This is a genomic window from Halotolerantifilum yawarlongkerapense (assembly GCF_054506745.1).
On record NZ_CP199719.1, the window covers coordinates 840,199 to 860,306 of the forward strand.

Annotated in this window: 8 protein-coding genes; all 8 read right to left on the reverse strand. The window is 34.2% G+C overall.

Annotation, left to right across the window (positions count from 1 at the left end; all coding sequences use genetic code 11):
• Nucleotides 1-344 precede the first annotated feature (344 nt).
• The 8 genes from ACULM0_RS04085 to ACULM0_RS04120 all read right to left on the reverse strand — a co-directional run bounded on the left by ACULM0_RS04085 (nt 345) and on the right by ACULM0_RS04120 (nt 20,108).
• A complete protein-coding gene (locus tag ACULM0_RS04085) occupies nt 345-4,595 on the reverse strand; it encodes a hypothetical protein (protein ID WP_463679192.1) in 4,251 nt (1,416 codons plus the stop codon).
• An 11-nt stretch (nt 4,596-4,606) separates the two neighbouring features.
• Nucleotides 4,607-5,425 (reverse strand): hypothetical protein, encoded by an 819-nt coding sequence (locus tag ACULM0_RS04090; protein ID WP_463679193.1) that lies wholly within the window; start codon nt 5,423-5,425, stop codon nt 4,607-4,609.
• Nucleotides 5,412-10,643, reverse strand: coding sequence for a DNA translocase FtsK (locus ACULM0_RS04095; RefSeq protein ID WP_463679194.1), 5,232 nt, complete (start codon nt 10,641-10,643; stop codon nt 5,412-5,414). Before ACULM0_RS04095 ends, ACULM0_RS04090 begins: the two co-directional genes overlap by 14 nt.
• On the reverse strand, nt 10,640-12,220 hold the full coding sequence (locus ACULM0_RS04100; RefSeq protein ID WP_463679195.1) for a hypothetical protein: 1,581 nt from the start codon (nt 12,218-12,220) through the stop codon (nt 10,640-10,642). The genes ACULM0_RS04095 and ACULM0_RS04100 overlap by 4 nt, the downstream gene beginning before the upstream one ends.
• A 20-nt stretch (nt 12,221-12,240) precedes the next feature.
• Complete coding sequence (locus ACULM0_RS04105) at nt 12,241-13,989, reverse strand: hypothetical protein (protein WP_463679196.1); 1,749 nt, start codon at nt 13,987-13,989, stop codon at nt 12,241-12,243.
• A gap of 490 nt (nt 13,990-14,479) precedes the next feature.
• The gene (locus ACULM0_RS04110; RefSeq protein WP_463679197.1) at nt 14,480-15,637 is read right to left on the reverse strand and encodes an aminotransferase class V-fold PLP-dependent enzyme; all 1,158 of its coding nucleotides are present in this window, start codon (nt 15,635-15,637) and stop codon (nt 14,480-14,482) included.
• The gene (locus tag ACULM0_RS04115) at nt 15,638-19,186 is read right to left on the reverse strand and encodes a hypothetical protein (RefSeq protein ID WP_463679198.1); all 3,549 of its coding nucleotides are present in this window, start codon (nt 19,184-19,186) and stop codon (nt 15,638-15,640) included.
• Nucleotides 19,179-20,108: a DUF4007 family protein gene (locus ACULM0_RS04120; RefSeq protein ID WP_463679199.1), complete on the reverse strand. Its 930-nt coding sequence runs from the start codon at nt 20,106-20,108 to the stop codon at nt 19,179-19,181. The genes ACULM0_RS04115 and ACULM0_RS04120 overlap by 8 nt, the downstream gene beginning before the upstream one ends.

Consider the following 20,108-nt stretch of genomic DNA (forward strand, 5'->3'; position numbering starts at 1 on the left):
CCAGAGTACCACCTAGACGCTATCAAATCCATCATTATCGGTATGAAATCCACAGAAAACGGATTGAGGACCACTCAGACCAGTAGGGTTTCTTCACTTTCTTCCGCGTGAGGGACAGGTTGTTTTGTGGAAGAGACTCAAAACTTCAGCAGCTACATGTACTCATTTCACTGAACAACAGAGATTCTCTCCAAAAGTTTATTCTTCATTAGTACCTGTCCCCTTAGTGAGTGCCTATCCCTGTGGTCCATGTACTCATTTTTCTGCACTACAGAGATTCTCTCGAAAGGTTTTTCATCAATAGGGCCTGTCCCCGTAGTAATATTAAGACCATCTGAACTTATTTAATTGTTAATATAGCTCTTTAATAGCTCAATACACTCAACTTTCTCATATTTATCTAAAGCTTTAAACAACTCGATGACTGATTCTACTCTCAGGTCTTTCATTCTTATCATAACTCTATCTCGATACGAATTAATAATCTCTACATTTTTCTCAAGCAAAAAATCGGGCAGAGATTCCGTACTCATCAAATACGATTGACATTCCTGGGCATTCCAATTACTCAGTATCTCATCAGTACTCAGTTTTCGTGTTTCCATCCAGAACTCATTCTCTTTGTTAATCTCTTTCTCAATCTCTAACTTATAGTTTTCAAACATGTCCACTAAATCAACATCTTCTGAATACTGTTCATACTTTAACTTCAGTTCATCAACTCTAGCAATCCTATGAGCTAAAGAATTATTAGCGTTAATCTCATTAATATCGTAAATGCATGTGGTTAGAGCACGTCCAATGCTTGTTATATACTCTTTTTCATCATGTCGGATTCCTCTTTCAAGTAGATCATTGATTAACTCTCTAACTTCCTTGACATCATTAAAACTCTTAATAGTAAACGCTCTGTCATATATTTGAGTAATCTGTCCAGTGATACTCTCAAGATGACTCTCAATCTGTTCCAAAGTAGCCCTTAAGTCACTCTGATAATTCTTTTTCGTTCGAGCATCCATAATCTTATTCTGCTCAATCAATTCTAGTAATTGATTACCTTCATTCTGATAGTTTAACAGTTCTTCTTGAGTAGAATATTTAGTTGGCCTTGTTACCTTAAGAAATGTATCACATTTCTCTACAGCTTCTTGTACTCTTCTAATTCTTTTTAAATCCCCAGTCGTTTCTTCCATATACTCAAGAGTTTCTACCGCATATTTATCGTAACCAAGTTTTCTAAGATTGCTTGCTATCCTCTCTAGCCATTTTCTATATGGCCCCACATTTGATACAGACATACACTTTTGTTGCTTAATGTAGTTCATATACTTGTCTTCAATTATTTTCTTTCCCTTATCAAATAATTCTTCGATCTTGGCAATCTCATCACTTGGAATAGCAAAACTTCCGGTGTCGTGTTCTTCCGCTTCGACTAACTCTTTTCCTTTTACCATTGCTGTTAGTAAGTACTTAAAATCCAAACCATCTGTGGTTCCTTTATAGAAATCTCCTTGAATACTAACAATTTTGTTTTGAAAACCCTTTAACTGATTGAGGCCAATATCAAGTCGCATGTGTGAAGCCTGAACCTTTTCAAATAAGGATTCGGGCGGGTCATTTTCTAGTTCTAGTGTCTCCAACTTTTGTTTCAATGCAGAGAACCTAGAGAGGTTAGTTTCATTCTCAATTTCATTGCATAGAACTTGGTATTTCTTTAAATATCCCTCGATATTGACCTTGATTATATTTGAATATTCTAACACTTTTAGGTCTATAAACTTATCTTTATAAAAAATGTTACTCCATTCTGAGTTCTTGATAACTTGTTCTTTGTAAAGAATTTTTGCTTCAACTCCTTTCAGTCTTAGATATACAGAAAGAAGCAGTGCAAACGAATAATCATTTAACCCTATAGGCGCGGAAACACATTTACGATAAATAGTGCTCAAAAGTATTTTTGCATCTGAGTAGAAGTGTTTATCTAACTCAGAAAATAATTTGTTCAAGTTCCGATTAGAAGGATACTGCATCTCATAATTCTTATTAAGAACACCCCAACCCACAATAGGATTAACAAAAACGCTTGAAACAATATTTCTCATCTTCTTATCCTGAAGTTGAATCCAAGAATAGTCAATTGCATCTGCAATCATACTTTTTGCAATCAAGCTCAGATTTTTCTTTGGTATAGATAATTGCTTATTTGTAAAACCCTCAAAGGGAAATGGAATTATGTCTGGATATAGCACCTTGAATCTTTCGTTCAAAAGTATTTTCATTCGTTTATCTGTTTTTGTAATACCTTCAGATGCAATTAACTCTCTTTTTGCTTGTAATGCTTTGAACGTTTGTTTCATATCAATATCATTACTGTCTAAGAATCTATCAATGAATCTACGGAACTTCATCGTTTCCTCTTTCGTAAACTTACTGACAATCTTCTCATTTAGTAACGTTTTGTATAGCATCCCATCATTATCATCTAACAACCACATAACTACTGGATACTTATCAATTTTATACTCATTATACAAATCTACAACATCTGTATATGAGTTCTCATCAGATAGGTATACATTAATAAAAACTCCCCGAGCAGAAGTTACTTGAGTACTGTTTTTAATATCTTCAATTAAAGATTTAAAGTAACTTCTGTCTAGTTCTTCAGTTGTTCGAAACTCTTGCTTGTATGTCCACTCATTTGTCCTTATGCTATTAATTTTTCCGAAATCCGTTTGCATGTCCGATAATAATCCTAATTTTTTCTTAACTTCTCCGGTTATCAATGACTCCATGGTAATATAGTCTAATCGATTCCGAACTCTACTAAAGAGTGCTCGAAAATCATTTTCACCCGTAGCATCCTCAACAAAGTCATATACATTTCTGTTCTCATCATAGACAATTACTCCAACACTATTCTCTAGAATTCCGAGACTATCTACAATTGTTTGAATACCACTACCAGACAGCGATGATAATGCTCTTAGCAACTCTTCCTTGGAGTTTACGCTTAATCTCAGGAGCTTAAACACCAGAATTGACGATAGTGTTCTTCTTTGTTTATCATTAAATTTTTCCCCATGTTTGGTGAGAATCCTTTCAAACATGATGCAGTTTTCGCTGCGTTGCCTGCCTTCCTTTTCTGCCAACAATAATTCTGTGAATAACTCTCCTTCAATAATATCAGTTGCAAATATCTCTGGTAAAACAGCCAGCTTTTCAATACTTTTATCTCCAATTTTTTTTATTGAGTCCATAAAGAAATTTAAAGCAGATCGTTGCTGATACCAATCTGATAAACTAGTTAGCAATAAGACAGATAGCGGATTCATTGGATAGATACCGTGTACAAGTACTCCAAAAAATTTCTTCTTCTCTTTCCATACGCCTTTAGTACTCGCATACATTGACCAATTTTTAATATCTTTAAATAATTCGCTATACTTTCTAGTATTCTCCGATGATTGCAAGTTATCAAGGATATAGTCATTGTACATTTGTTTATCTTTTTCTTTAACTAGATTTGCAAATATTGTCTCTAAGTTGCTTGATAAATATAGTTTCTCACCAGATTCATACCTACCTACATACCTAGCAATACTTGAAGACTTGTTCACTCGTGCCATATAAGTTTTTAAATCAGATTGCACAAAGGCGACAAAAATAATATTATTGTTTCCATCTTGTATCGTCTCAAAAATCTGCTGTAAGGCTGAATCACCAGCTAATTCTGGTCTATCTGCAGCAAACTCAATATATCTCCCAAATTCATCAAACAGAATTAGAATTTTATTGAACTCACCATTGTCGCCACATAGTCTTTCATTAAGCTTACCTATTACTTCACTAGCAGTTATCCCTTCATCCCAACGTATTCTTGTTCCATTAATCTTCTCATACACATTGTTGACGCGATTAAAAACGTCATCTCTAAAGATATTACTTGAGATAAACTCATGCAAGCTATCATTAGGTATCAAATCTTCCTCAAACTCTTTCAAAAACTGCTCTTCGTGCAATACATAGTTTCTTTCAATAAAAATTTTTGCAATAGTATATGCTTTTGTGATGTCTGAGAAGAAATCTTCACTATAACCATATGAAGCTAAAACTTTTTTTGCAGTTTCCATGATCTCAATATTCAAATTGAAATCTTTCATTCCATTTAGCACAAGCACCAAGTTCTTCCTATCGTTATTTGACTCAATTACGCTCGATAAGGATGCATCCGCACTTCTTAAATTACTCATAACTCTTTCTACAATATTTTTATCTCGATTCTCGAACAATTTGCCTATCGTGACTGCTAAATGCGATTTACCAGTTCCATACCCAGCAATTGTAAGCATGATGGGGTTGCCATTATCACTATACAACTTCTCCGAAATATGTTTCACATATGTGCATGTATCCATTAACATGTGATCCGAAAACTCAATATCTTCTTCTGTAACACCAAAAAATTCTGGTCCGTGAAATATGAAATTCTCAGCTATGACTTCCGCTTTCTCTTGATAAAACCAATCTACTTGAACAGCTCCCCCAAAAACAACATCATCTCTAATTCTGATTAGCTCTGATAATTTAGGCATATCTACACCCCTTAGATTAATTCAGAATACACTTGTGCTAGCAACTCAACGATACTTCTTTTAAAGACTATCGTTATTGGATTTAGTTGACGGTTAATATTGATCCATTCTCGTTCTGATGCTTCTTCAAGAAACTCTAAAGCTCTCTTCTCACTCCAGTTTAACGCCAAATGCCATTTTAGATCTTCAAAAATCTCAACTGAAGAGTACTCACTTCTGTTAACATCTAGTGATTTCAACTCAATAAATAAGCTGTACAGAATTCCATAGAAGAATTCATCTTCATAATGAAAGCTATAAAATCTTATACAATCTGAAATAACATCAATCAAGCAGAGATTTCCTAAAGAATTATCATTTACGTAAGTAGAATTATATGCTGATAGTTTTGTTGTGTTTCTATAGTATTGGTAGATATCATGTTCAATTACATCTTTACTTATCACTTGTCCATAGCGATGTTGTAATATTCTATTAATAAAGCACCATAGGCTTGATCCTACTTGTGGAGAAGTTAAAAACACATGGCAAATAAGTCTGCTTATCTTCTCTGAGAAAAAAGGATCTTCAACATGTACAAGTTGTCCAAAATCAGTTAGTTTTAAGATGAACTTTCCACTATGAACTTCGTATTTCAACAAATTCATATATTCTGAGTATTTGATATGTGGAACAACCTTTCCTGATGAGATTCCCGTAGGAATCCCAGTCATTCTAGATATTTCATCAACGCTTAGCATTTTTCCACTGTTAGCAATACTCAATATTTTTCCTACATAATCAAAATTGGGGTAGAAAGTCTGGTGGAAGTTAATACTATTGCTTAGCATTATACACTTCCTGGCTCACTTCAATAAAAGCTTCAATTTCTTCTTCTGTTACAAATGGAGATTTTGCTCTTAAGAACTCAGAAGACGAAGCTGTTTTCAATAACATGTCACCCTTACCCAATAAAGTCTCAGCTCCTGAAGAGTCTAGAATCAAGCTCGAAGCATGAGAATCCGAAACTCTTAAACCTACTCTAGCAGTCATATTATTACGAATTATTGTTGTAATAATGTCCGCTCTTGGAGATTGTGTGCATATGATCAAGTGGATTCCTGCTGCTCTAGCCTTTTGAGACAGAATTTTTATTGCACTCTCAAGACGTTTCGCTAAATCCTTATTCTCCTCCATTAACGCTGCATATTCGTCAAATACCATCAATATTCTTTTCATTTTTTTGCCTTTTGTCTTCTTGTTATATGACGACAAATTCTTCGACTTTGACTCCATAAAAGAGATGTAACGTTCATTCATCACAGATACTAATCTCTCAAGCTCTTTAACAGCCTGTTCAGCTTCTGTAATCACAGTCTTAGTATAAGGGCTCTCACTAAATGTGCTTAACTCAATAAATTTTGGATCGACTAAAATCATCTCTACTTCATCAGGTGTATAAATCATCATTACTGAAAGCAACATACTATTTAGCAGCACACTTTTACCACTCCCAGTTTGCCCCGCGATCAATAGATGAGGTGTGTTTGAGTCACTAAAGTCAATTAAGAGCGGATTTCCCAATATATCCGCACCTAATAATGCATAAAACTTCTTGTCCCAATCATTTATTACTCTAGATTCAATTACTTCATCCAGCATGTTTTTTAGTCCGATTGTTTGCCTATTGTCTCTAATGATATCCATAACAATTTTCCCATCTTTGATATAGATAAATGGCTTTTCATTTATGCTTAGCCAATACTTCATATCATTATCATATTTCTTAAGTTGATTAATGTTAACTCCTGTTGCTAGATCTAACTCGATGCGTATTATGTCGGGGCCAAATACAAACCCATTGATGTAGATTTTTGTTTTTCGATCTTTTAACTCTTTGTCTAAACGATCGAGCTTAGACTTCAAATCCATTTCCTCATCTTCAGTAAAAGAGACATTGTGACCATGAAAGATATTTCTGAACTCTTCAAAATGAATCATCCTATCCGATGAACTATAGTTTCTTTTTGCAATTAAAGATTGTGTAATGTCATTTTCATCTAGATGTACCGGATTCCTTTCGACTTCTTTTTTTACTTTCGATGATTCATTCAGTGTTGTAGTTTCAACGATGTTTTTAGTAACAAGCTCCCCAACAAGTCCACTTGTTTCTCCGTAAGGATTAATGTTTTCTGCTGAGATCATATTTGGCTCGACTACAGCAAGATCTTTCTTAGAATTATCGTTATGCATAGAGGAAATAAATTCATAATCAGAATTATCCAAGGTATCTAATAGGAGATTTCTTGTAGTAATCGAGCCAATATTGAAGTGTTTTATCTTGATACCATTATGAATAATATCTAGTTCAAAGTTGTTTGTTTTCTCTAAGTTAAATGAGTAAATGCAATTTGCAAACTGAACACTGTAGAAGTCACCAAAGATACCCATTACCTTCTTAGTGTATTGATCAAGCTCTTCATCATTTAAATTAATTGAGTTCTGTAAGGTTAGAATCTTATACAATTGATTATGCCAATATCTTCTCTTAACTCCTTTGGGCTTATCCCACAGATTCTCTAGTTTTGAAAATCCTGAATAAACTTGCTTTTTTGCTTTATCAATTGCTGTACCCATATAGGTGTTACTACCCATTTTACACTCAATAATTTTAATATTGACTCTTAGTAAAGAGTTATCTGATAAGCTATTGCTTTCACGTGGAACTTCAATCAGTAGAAAATCTGGTCTCATTTGATCATTTCCATAATCAAGCTCTTCACCAAAGATTTGATCATATAAATCCAGACTTAGTAATTTGCGATAATAATGGCTTGACTGATTAGCTGTATCAAGCTCAATTTTTGTCGACAAATAAAAAGCTAAGTAATCTTTTATTGCTTCATCATTGGGATTAATTGCCTTCAGTACTTCGGCACCATCCAGTTTATTAGCATAATCAATACATTTGTTTGCAGCTTTCTTTATCTCTGCGTTATCCCAAGTGCTAAATTCTTTTTTCATTCGCTTCACTAAATGCCGTCTGATATCTGTGAGAATTGCATCGGAAGAAGAAATTGTAGCATTCAGCTCACCAAAATATCCTTCACCTGTTGAATATCCGATTATTTCATTCCCTGTAAACTTAATCAACGACGGGTCAACATTCTCATCCAATATCACTACCCAATTAGATTTTTCATGTAGGATCTTAATTATTTCGATAAACTCTTCCCTAAGCTTACTCTCAGTCTGAATCTGGTAACTTTTCCTCTTGATATGAGGACTCTTAATTGTGGTGATAAGTTGAGTATATTTATCCTCACATTCAAACTGAAGCTGACTAATTGAAAGAAATCGCCTAGTCTGATCATTCTTTGGAATAGGTAAATAAGTACTAGGAAACATCATTTCCATGCTTCTATCTACTTCTATTGGGACTTCTTTGAGTTCAACATCTTCCATAATCTCGAACATAAAAGTAATGTCGCTATCTTGGATTGCATCATCAATTACATGTTTTGAGTTCCCACTTGAATAATCAACATATTGTATTCTTACTAATAAATCAACCAAATCATCTTCTGTGATGTTACTATCAATCCATGATTTTACATAATTATACACTTTGCATCTGTAATCTGTCGTATAAATTACAATTTCTATTCGAATCTCTTCATTTTTTCCCTTATAATCATCAACAATACCTTTTAAAGCTGCAATGATATCACTAAAGTTCTTCGGATTGAAAAACATTATAATTAATCCATCTTGTTTATATGGATAGATTGATAAGTAGTTTCGTATCGTTTTTCTTATATAATTTGAGACTGGTGTTGAAATCAGCTTGCCAGAAACACTTTCTAACTCATCATCCTCTTTCGTGAAAGAAGTGTTAAAATTGACATCCCCTTTTGCTTTTCCAAATAAAGTGGTATAACCATATGATTTCATGGTCCCTTCAAAGCGGTTCATTTCATTTATCGTAGTAGCTGTAGCAGAGGTAATTGTTGCGAGTTGATCTAACATAGCATACTTCTTATCAATGAAATTATTGGAAATTTCTGCATTCGGAAAATCTGTGTTTAAAATCTCGTCGATGCCAATACACAAATACAAATACCTTTGAATCATTTTCTCTAACATTACAGGATGATATGCAGGAATCATTGTAATCTGAGCACCTTTTTTATCTAGATGTTTTTCTTTTGATACGATTGTCATAGCTTTACTAAATCTATATACTTTAGTTTCTAATGAAGAATTCTTTACACTATCTAGCATTATCTCAGTATACTCTCTAAAATGCTTAAAATACTCTCGCGGGATATCACTTTGCATTATCCCCAAAAAGCCCTTTTCTTCTACATTTCTTAAGAGTTTAATGAAACTTTTTCCATAGTGGTACGCTTTTGTATCGAGTGTATCACCGTCAATAGCATTTACATTACAAAACAGATAATCAATTTCTGCCCTATCGTAAACTTCAAAAAACTCATCATCATTGTTTGCCTCAGTGGCAGATTCAAGATCCTCACATACTCCAATAGGTAAATAATGAGAAATCTCATCAATTTTCTTATCCACCAGTTTAGGAGAATCATCAATAATATCAAAAGCACTCACCCATGCGTCTTTATCAAAAATATACCAGACATATCTCTCTGAGCTGATAACTGAATCATCTTGGAAAATCTCGATTGAAAATGTGATTTTTGAAACACTGTCTCTAAAAGCAGCGGCTTTCAATATCCCAGATTTCACTAAATTCTGAACATTATTATTATCAAATGGATCAAACACCACATCATCGATTGACGTAGAAATAAGAAATACATTAAACTCTTCATTGAAATTATTCCTAATAGAAGCCTGAAGTATTGTATCAATACCTTTAATGAAACGTCTTACTTTATTCCACTTTTTCACTAAACCATCTTGATTCGAGTCTTCATCATCAATAACATTCGCAAGTTTAATCTGTTCTATTTCGATTCTAGAAGAGGAAAAATCTTCCTCGCCTACATTCCTTAAAGCCATTACTTGCTTGATGAACGACAAATGTATTGCGTTTATTGGATTCCCATATACTTTGATATCTCGATTCTTTGATTTTTGTGTCTTCCCAACCTTCATTCCTATGATTTTATCTAGAGTAGCGAAATCACATCTAATCAACTTTTCTCGCTTTGCGTCAATGTCTATGCCACTATAATAGTCAATCAAGTCATTCTTAACTTCGGAATAAGTGGTGTATCCTGGAAATACTAACTCAAACTCGCTATCAACATCAAGTCTATATTTCTCATAATATTGGTCAATCTTTTTTGATAGATTAAAGATTTTCTTCGCACTGGGCAGATTATCCATCCCAATTCTTCTGTTAAACTTGTGTGCTTTGTTAAATACCCCAATCCTTTTTGACATGTTAGTTAGTACTCTTGGCTCGATCATTCGAAAACTAGGGAACCCCCAAGCTTCATCCAGACTCTCCAAAATACAACTCTTGATCATTACTTCTTGATCCAAATCAGAATTTTCTTGAGCAAACTTATCAAGCTTAAATAAATCTTTCTCTACGTAGTAAAAAAGATTCTTATATATATTATTTATTGCATCACTTTTCATGTTATGAAAAAACTTTGAGTACTCGTCACCAATAGATCGTTCTATAGTATCCGGAGAGATTGTATAGAAATCTGCCAAGCCTCCAGTATCTACTACGAGTTCAGTTCCCATCAACAGAACGAAAGTTTTTTCATTTTCTATTGAAAGAAAATTTTCGTTTCTCCACTTCGTTAACGATCCATCTACTTCCACATAACCATTCTCATTTAACAACTCAATGTCACGGTGAAAACTCAGGTCTTTTTTCCACTCCAAATATTTCTCGCGAGATAACTTTGCAATAAGGTTTACCTGAGAATCTTTAAGCAATTCTTCAACTTTTTTACACAAATCAAAGTACAAACCAGGACTCTGAAAATTCTCTAACTTGATTAGTGCATAGTCCTCCATATGGTCTAATTGCTTTTCAATTTGACTTACTATCTCATCGACATATCTCATACTACAAAATCCTCCTTGCCATATGGATTATAAACAATTGCTGTAGCATCTGATAGCTCTCTTAAGTAACCATTGTTTCGCAACTGAATAACAAATTCTTCTAGGTTCTTAATCAGTGACGGTGCATAGACCTCTTCAGTGTGTACCCCCCGATAATGCCTAGAGTATTCTTCCTCACGTATGACAATGCCATAATGCTCATATAGTGTACTAAGGAAACTATCTAAAGTAATCGATGTCCCAGGCTCAATTAATGCCAGTACAAAAAAACGCATTATATCATCATTTAGGGACATTCTCATATTACGACCAGTAATTGGAACTATGAGACCGATCTCTTTCCCTAGTTTCCTTAATAATTTATGAGAGTTTGTATAAGCATTCTTTAAGCTCTTAATGTCATCATTACGATCATATTCCACTTGATCATTATTCCCTTCAGCTTTTTTCTTATGCTCTAGTTGCACTGATAATGCATTGGTCATATAATTCTCAATTTCACTATAATACTTAACTGCCATCATTTTGACTTTGTGGTTTACTTTACTAATAGCAGGTACTTGTATCAACCAAATCGGACTGCTTTCATCCTCTCCTATAGTGACAAAATATGCTTCTCTTACCATAAGTCTAAATATCTGCAAAATGATTCCTGTGTTTAGTAATTCGAGTTTTTCAAGTGGATTAATGTCTGTACGCAAAATATTTCTTATTTCCTTCAACGTATATGGAGCTACTTTAGAATAGTTCGCCTTAATCCAATGACATTCCATTTTCTGCCTATGGTATTCCTCAACTGAGTCATATCCGTTATGATCCATGTTCTCGTTTAAGTGTCTACTCCATAAACTCAGAATAAAAGTGGATAAAATTTTAAATTGAGGAAAGGAATTCAGTAAATCATTTATCCCCTTTTCAATTTCCTCAGCAATTACTTGGGCTTGATTATAATCTTCATGTTGCTGTAACCCTTGCAACAAGTGAAGATAGTATACCTCTCCACCTCGCCCTAGAAAACTATGCTTGGTGAAAGCAAAATCTTTATCTACACTTTTGTTTATGGAATCATACTCATAATAGTTCATCGCTTTTCTTTTAGTGTTGTTCTGCGCTTCAGCAAAAACTAGCTCTTTGCTTAGTGGCATCATAGATTGAGCAAACCAACTTCTTTGCTTAGTAATCAAACTAAACCCGTAAAATAGATCTTTTACTCGATGTGCCACTTGGCTAGTCAAATACATCTCCGTTTCAATACTTTCTTCAAGTAATCTATTGATTTCGTGACTAGCTTCTCTGTCAATCTCATGTCTATTCTCATTTTTACTGTTCTCAAAGAAAATAAATCTCTTTAATCCAATATTCGGGTTAGTGAAATACTCAAATCTTTTTGTTTGATCATAATCAATATTTAACCCGCCTTTACCCTTGTTACTGCCTATAAATACTAGCAAGAATTCAAGTAAGTACTCACCAACAGTTTGTCCTTCATATATTCTCTTACCATAAAGTTGTATCGCTAAGTTCTCTTTTGCGACTTCACGCTCATTCTTTAACTCCTGCAGATTCGGATAGTACATTGATTCTCCTCCTCCAAGTTTCAATAAACAAATAGTTTGCCTTCGATTTCATCAACTTGTATGTTCATTTTACATATTCTTTCACCAGTGATTAATAAAAGCGTCATTGCTTCATTGTCATGAACCTGATATTCTTCTAGTATTTGAGTCTTCAATTTTGATACTCCATGAGAGAAACTCGGATCTAGGTTCGTGAAAACATACCCCTCAAAAAACTTAAACATATACACCATGAATTCTGAAGTTATTGGAAACTTAACATTCTTCCCGATTTTTAAGTACATCTTGTTGATAATTCTGCCAGGCTCGTATTTGTGATTATCTTTTTCGATGACAACCTTAATGTCATGTCGTGGTACTTTGGCTATTAGCATTTGCGTATTCTGAACTTCATTGAAATCTTTTCTAAGTGTGATGTATAGACTTTCTTCATCCTTTGTCGGATATACTCCAACAAAGAATCTAAACAACGCTTCAAAAATAATTTTTTCAATTCTTCGCTTTTCTTTTTTAGAAAAATAGTCGTCATTTGTAACTGCCCTATAATAATCCATAAATGGCTCTGATATTATCGAGTTTTCAATTAAATGTTGATCTTCGGGACTATAGGCAAACAGGATGAAATACCTTCTGATTTCATTTCTTAAATTTGATGCTAATGGTAGATTCTCACTAATCCCCACTCCTGATCTCTGAACGAGACTACTAACTCTCTCTTTAACCAAATTAGGAAAGATATCATAATCTTCTCTAACAAATAACTCGTCATCAAACTTGCCGAGCGATTTTTTGTCCATAGATAAATTATTCAACTCTCTGATAGGTTTGATATTCATAGCGTCAAAATTTAAATTTTTTTGATCTCTAAAGCTCCCAAAGAAACCATTAGCGAAAGAGTACTTATTCAAAAGTGAATCACTCCCACTAAAATCTTGAATATTCTTACAGTTTAAGTTGGCAGTTATGCTGAAAGTTATATGCGCTAACATTTGTCGGATGGTCAATCTTGATCCCTTTTCTGATAACCAGTAATATATCAGACTAATTCTCTTTGCCATTAGAATAGGTTTTTCTGTTATCATCTTATAGTTGTTATAGATTGGACACTTTTCTCGATGATTACATATGAAACAATCTTCCCAAAGATCTGTGCTCAATACTTTCGGTAAAATTTTTTCGACAATGTATGAATTTTCGATATTCGCAATATTAATCATTCTAAACTCATATACTTTACTATTTGAGTTAACGACTATCGGTTCACTATCAACACTTTCTATACCACTTAGAATCTTTTTCTCAATATCAATAGCTGAAATATCTTTCTTAAACAACTCCTTAAAGGTATTGATTATTGGACCTGTGTTTGAAACAATAATCGCAGACTTTCCATTTTCTCTGCACTGGAGAAACTTTAGCAATAATTCTCTTTGAGCTTCATTTGATAGTTCGCTCATATCTTTAATGTAGAATAAGTCATTAAAATCATCACTTACTTCCAATGGACGCATCCCTTGATCAAAGTACCCAAAATCTTCTAACACTTGTACAAGTATGCTTGTTTTTCCATCCCCAGCGTGTCCTGTTAGAATAATGGCCTCGTGATTACCCTTGTCATTCTTTAAGTATGATGAGATTTTTTTTGAGATATCTCTCTTAACCTCAATTCTTGAGTAGTAATCTGACATCAACTGAGATTCCGCTAATGTGTTCTTGCTATCACTTTTAGCATTATGCATTGTATTTAGATAATTTATGAACTCATTCATATTCCCAGCCCCTCATCTTTGATACTAAAAAACAACTGATTAAAGTACTTTCCTAGAAAATGTTCAGTTCCTGATAGTTTCACTAAACTCTCAACTAGTTCAATATGAGAACTAGAGTATCCATATTTTCAGAGAACCATAGTTCACTGCTCTAAGATCTCAACGTCAGTCAGTATTTCGCGATCTCTAAGTAATTTAGCCTATCTTGAATGATTATGATGCAATTTGGGTTATCTAAACTTAACCACAGAAATTTGTATAGGTAAAACAAAATCGATTTTTGCTCCGACTATTATTTCTGGTCTCAAATCATCATAAAAGGTGGTATACATCAACGTTACAGTAGTAATCATTGTTCGAAATACTCGCGGCTTTCTTATTCTAACAATCATCCGAAACATGTATTGATCCTCTGATACTAACGGCAGTTTTCTTAACTGGGTATGGTTATAAATAGTACATGCACCATTTTTTTTGATAACCTATGAAACTAAATATTTTTCAGTGCTTGTATAAGAAGATTAATATCATCTTCATTATTCATTTCACTTAAACTGATTCTCACAGTACCATTTGTGCTCTTCGTTTTTAACAAATCATGGATAAGTGGAGCACAGTGGAATCCACTTCTGACTGCAATGTTAAAGTCCTCGTCAAGAATCATTCCTAAGTCATCAGATTTATATTTCTTATGAGTGATCGATACGATTGAGATATGATCATTTCTACTTTCAGGCAAGTAGAGTCGAATATTTTTCAAATGAAGTAAGTTATCAATTAGTAATTTTGTCAAATTAGACATCTTATCATTTAACTTTTCTAAAGTTGTATTATTTATCCATTCTACAGCGAAAAAAAGGCCCGCTAGTGCACTAATATTCGGACTAGCAACTTCGAGATAGCCTTCGTTATCAATATTTATCGAATCCGATCCGGTACCTCCGAGTACTAACGGATTCATGTGAAATGAGTCTCTTTTCACCATCACTCCTACTCCAAAAGGACCATAAAGATGTTTGTGGCCAGCAAAGAAAATACTATCAAATTCCTTGCTGAACCGAACATCCAGTAGACCCAGGGATTGTGACGCGTCAATTATGATTTTACATTCTGAGTTAACTCTTTTGGCGCATTGAGCCAGTCCGAGAATATCCACAATCTTTCCAGTAACATTACTGATGTGATTTATAAAGACGTAATCTGGTTTTTCATGATTTATCAATTGCTGAAACTTGTCATTAATTTGGTTCATTCCACTATCATAAGGGATGGTTATTAACTTGAAACCGATTATCTTCTGATAGTGTCTGAGAGGCCTCATCACAGCATTATGTTCAAATGGAGTAACATAGACATTATCTGATTTCCTAAAATTACATGAAGCTATGATCTGATTAGCTGCATGGGTTGCTGATGGAAAAAAGCTCACCTCGTTACTGGTAGCACTCAATAATTTTGCAATTGATTTTCTTAGGTTTTCTATCATTTCGGAAGCAACACGTGCCTGATAATAACCACCACGTCCTGCATTAACCCCATAATTCATAACAAACTGATTTGTTTCTTCAATAACTGTACTAGGCTTCGGCCAAGTGGTAGCGGCATTATCAAAATATGTTATCTGCCGAACTGATGGACTATTTAACAACTAAACCACCCTATTCTTATTCATCAAATACTTTAGTATTGACTTTCTCTCTTGAGAGTTAATACCTTCTCCATACTCTTCAATAATCTCTTCGAGTTCTCCCAAGAGATTCTTTCCATGATCCGATAAGTCTTCGATGCGAACACTCATTTCGGGTTTTGTATCTTCTGAGCTCCGTTGTGCAACAGATGCAAAGTAATCAAATGCAAGTTTTAATGATTCCTTAAAACCCATAACGTTATCTTCCGTCCAATCACTAATATGAAGTCCCGTTAATTGTTTTGCCAGTTGATTCACAATGTGGTGATCACTATAGGAATCCATCCTAGACACTTCAACTAGTGATTCTACATTGGCAGGTAATCCACCTAATTGAGCAATATGTTCGAATTTCTCGTTTTCATGATGAAGTAGTGAAGATAAACTCCCATCATAATTCGGGTCAATTGTTCGGAGTGCATACTTGATTACTTCAGACTCAAGTTCATCCAGATACCTAGACGATTGGTCCTTAAACTTCTTAATATTCATAAATATTTCCACGTAATCACTGCCCTCATAGATTTCGTAAACAACATTTTGAAAAAATGTACGAGGACTTATGGAGCTTTTTATCATTTCGTTTCGTAACTGTACAATTTCATCTTCAATTGAATTTTGTGTCTTAGCATCTTTTAAAAACCGTTGAGAAACTCTCGGGAGTTTTCTGAAAAATGAACGCATAGCATTATACGCAACGAAATAATGGTTACTCTTAGATTGGTTAGGCTCTGTAAACTCGTGAAACTCGTCTAGTATTAAACTCAAAAGCTTAATCATTTCGCCTTCATTTGGATCATCGCACACGATGGAATAATCTTCAGGATTCGATGTGATTCGATCTAGTATGTTTGACGTTATGACTAGTTCCTGATCCCGATAATATACCGAAAGCTCTTTTAAGTAGTTTTTCATTACGTATGCCAAATAAACTGGAATGATTCCTTCTCGCACTCCATAGGGAGCACTTGTCAATCTGCCCAATAGTTTTGAGAAATTGATTTTTTCATCTATAGATTTTTTGATTTCTTCATCGACCAATTTCAAAACTTCGTTTAGATGATTGTCATTACTACTATTTGACTCCCTTAAACCTTTATTGAGTATCATCACTCTATACAACGTTGCTTCCAAACTAAGTCCTTCTAATTTTTCCGAGAACTCACCAGTATATTCATTTAGAATATAATCAACAATCTCATCTCTTGCTCTCTTAACTTGTGAGGATACATTATGCTTATTGATCAGTTCATTATTTATAACCGGTGTGCGAGGAAACTTCGAGTGAATCACTTTTGAAGAGATCTTTGAAAGTACAGAATCACTTAGTATATCCTTCTTCTTTATAAAATCGTTCTCACTCATATAAAAAGCATAGGTCTCATTTTGATAAAAACTCATTTGTAACCGGTTGTCTATACTTCTGTAATAATCCTCAATCAGAAAGTTCAACTCCCCAATGAGTTCTTCATCATAATCACTCTTTGCTTGTGACTGCAACTTTGAAATGGCGTAGTAATCACTGAGGTCGTCGATAAAACTACTATCAAACCTATTGATACTTAATCTAACGATTACACCCGGGTAATCATCAATCAGTTGATATATTGCTTCTAACAGTTCACGGTTTTCCACAGGATCCATTCTACTCGTATTCAATATATTGATGATTATTCCATCATAATCAGAACCAACATATTGAAGCATAAGATCGCGTAGTTGCTCTGCTTGGGTATCGAGAAGAAAAACATGCTTGAGATAACGTGTCATCTTGTGTTCGTGATTATACTCTCTAGGAAGTGTATACTCAAAAATGAAATTCTCACTCAAGGTTTCCAAGATTTTATCATTATCGAAGCGACTTACCTGCGCATTGTTTATCAGTTCATTGATGTCCTGGGTTCTAGCTGATGTTAGTTCATAAGTCTGATCGTGTTTACTCAATCTAATTTTCCTATTATCAAGAAGTTTATTAAGCAGCTCGCGTGAACGATTTTCATCTATTTGCAATGCAAATCTGATGCTATCCACACTACTACTAATTATCCTCGGATTGTTGATCATTTGAATTAAGCCGATAGATTTTACTAGTCGTTTTTCCATTTCATCAATTTCGGCATCACAATGATACGATACTAATCTATACAGCCGTACGATATTTTCATCATACTTTTCTTTCCTAAACATTGGCTCAAAGTAATCAAATAGAACATCAATCGAAAGAAGTGGTGCTTGACCATCGTTCATCAGATAATCGGTTAAACTTGATCTATCATTTTCATGTAAGAAAGTAAACATACTTCTTTCATTCTGGCCAACTCGCTCACTCATTGCCACTAATGCCCCGACGGCGAATGGGTTCATTGGGAAACACTCATACTTAATCAAGTTAAAAGCATCTGCAAACTCTGTGCTTATCCAAGAAGAACAACCCTTAAGGGTATTCATATCCAATTCTTCATAAACTTTATCGATAAACTCCCTGTAGCCAGGTCTTTTAACAATTGATTCTCCAATCAACTTAACATGTTGTTCTGAGGATACCTGAAAAAACAAATCATTGTAACGACCTTCTACAGCTCGCCATGCATTAACCTTTTCTTCTGAAATCTTCGCAACGTATTGTTCAATGGGTTTATGAGTAATCAAGGTAACTGCCAAGGATGGATTATTACTCCTATCACTCAACTCCGCCAATGTCTGAAGAGTAATCAAATCTTTTGATAATTGATTTGCGCTAATCCTTTCTAAGTACTTACTGAACTCATCGAAAACAATCAAAATACCATTGTATTCGCAACTTTCCTTTAATTGAGAGTTGACCGAAATAATTAATGATTCGATGTCATCACTCGCCAAAGGATTAAACTTCGTACCTCCTGTCAACTGTTCGAAAAACTCGTCAAAGACATCAAGAGAACTATTATTGAAATTCTCAATAGAACGCATAAAAATTTCTAAGTTCTGATCTTTTCGTTCTAAATAAGAAGAAAACAAATCTATGATACTTGGATGCTCTGACTCCCAGCGATCAATTTGTACTAATATTGAATCAAAACGAGATTCATAGTGAATCTTATTTATGCCTCTCGTTTCTAATGCATTACTCAAAGCAACTCTAATCCCTTGATCTATTGATTCGGCTTTCGGATTAACGATTACCGGCATTATACTAGATCCAGTTATGTAGTCGAACAGCTCTCTAAACTCACGATCAAGTTTAGAAAATCTACTTTCGAGGAGCTCAGAATTAATTGAATGATCTAGCAACCCAAGTGCGGCTAAAATGAAATGGCTTTTCCCTTTACCATACGCACCTATAAGTACCCGGTTCTTACCAGATGAGTTTTCTGCTTTAAACCCAGAGATCCCTTTCAAGTAATCTTTCATCATTATTGCTATTTCTTCATTTGGAATGTATTGATTTACCCGCTTTTCATCATCTATGTCATATAGAAGATTGATAGAAAGCCGAAAATCTGAAGATAACTCAAACAACTCTTTATACATGAGCTCCTCCATTCTTCGCATGATAATAATCTAACAAAATATCCTTTCCAGAAATCGATTGATCAGATATAATCACTTGGTTTAATCCTGCTGTTCTCGTAAAAGATAGATATCTGTCCTTAGATAGCTCATCGATGTACTCAATCATTTGTGTTTTATCGAGATTGAATATTCTTCCAGGAGAATTAACTGCAGATACCAAATCTTCTAAAGGGATAAAATGGTTCTTTTTCTTTCCAATAGATTCATTTCTCATTCTGAGAATCGCGTAAAGCACCACCAACTTATCGAGTTGATCAATATCTGGTGTATTCTTTCGATAAACTACTCTCCCATCTACAGTGTTGTCTTTATCAATTAATCCTAGCTTTTGAAATGGAGAACGAAAATTTTCTTCGGGTGATAAGTGCCTAGAATCTTCATTAATATATGTTCTAATTAAGCAAATCACATCATCATTTAATGATTTTGATGAGAATTTCTTCCCATAATCTGAATTAAGCTTCTCGTTGATTTTTTGGAAAATCATTTCTCTTGTAAAAGTCTTTGAATCCATAGTGTTAAAAAATAAGTTCCATGTAGTTGCCAATTCTAAATTTCTAACAAAATGATAGTGTAAGATCCACATTGAGAACTCATCTTGTAAATACTTGTCGTACGTATAGATGACCTTGCCCAATTCATCCGTTAACATAAAAGACTTTTTCTTGCTATCAGATTTATAAGTCTCAATGACGTCCATTGCTTCAAGATAATATTTAATTGCTTTAACCATGGCTGATCCAACACCAAACTCATCGGTTGGAAACTCACTACTAAAAATTTCATTATTCTTATCTACTAGCTCCATTCCTTTGCTTAACCAACCTTCGCGGAGGTAAAAGGAGCTATGACCTTTTAGTTTGATTTTCTTTAGTACCAT